General features: G+C 72.9%; 1 protein-coding gene. It reads right to left on the bottom strand.

Going from position 1 to position 878, the window contains the following annotated elements; all coding sequences use genetic code 11:
- Nucleotides 1-834, bottom strand: an 834-nt coding sequence (locus tag MXD58_RS25805) for a D-alanyl-D-alanine carboxypeptidase family protein (protein WP_250610313.1), incomplete at its 3' end; no start/stop codon positions are given.
- Nucleotides 835-878: the final 44 nt, after the last annotated feature.

Below are 878 nucleotides of genomic sequence, written 5' to 3'. Positions count from 1 at the left end.
GGCAGCCACCCCGGCGCGGGCCGCGCCCGGGGCCGCCGCCGGGGCCGGACGTTGCCCGGCGACGGGCTGCTCGGAGTTCGGCAGGTAGCCGACCGGCTTCACCTGTCCGTCGTGCGCGAATCCCCAGTCGAGCAGGGCGCGGGCGTCCTTGTCGAAGGCGGGGGCGGTGCGCAGGAGAGAGACGATCAGTGTGCGGCCACCGCGGGTGGCCGCACCGACGAAGGTCGCGCCGGCGGCCACCGTGTAGCCGTTCTTCACCCCGACGGTCCCGTCGTAGCGGCCAAGCAGGAGATTGTGGTTCTGGATCTCGAATCGCTGGCCGTCCCGGCCGGGCAGGGAGGCCCGGGGGATCGTCAGGTACTGCCGCACGGTCGGCTCCCTGAGCGCGGCCCGCCCGAACACGGCGAGGTCGTAGACGCTCGTGACCTGGCCTGGGCTGTCCAGGCCGGTGGGGTCACCGGCGACCGTGTCATGAGCGCCGAGCCCCACCGCCAGGTCGTTCATCCGCTTGAGGACCGCGGCGGAACCACCGCTGGCCTCGACGAGCTCCACCGTGGCGTCATTGCCACTGGCGATCAGCATGGCGATGGCCAGGTCCCGGACCGAGTAGGCGACGCCCGGAACCAGGCCGACCCGCGTCCCGTCTACCCGTGATGCATCATCACTCATCGTGACCTGCTGGTCGGGCTGCAGCCCCGGCATGATGGTCAACGCGGTGAGGATCTTCATGGTGCTCGCCGGTAGCTCCCGGTCGTGCAGGCCGGACGCGGCCAGGATGGCGCCGGTGCCGGCATCCGCGACGAGCCACGCCTTGGCGGACAGCCCGCTCGGCACGGGGGCCTGCCCCGCGGGCGGCGCCGGTGGGCTCGATGCCTGCG

It is taken from the genome of Frankia sp. AgKG'84/4, from assembly GCF_023242965.2.
GTDB lineage: Bacteria > Actinomycetota > Actinomycetes > Frankiales > Frankiaceae > Frankia.
Note: the sequence above shows the minus strand (reverse complement) of the source record. Positions and strands in the feature narration are given on the sequence as shown.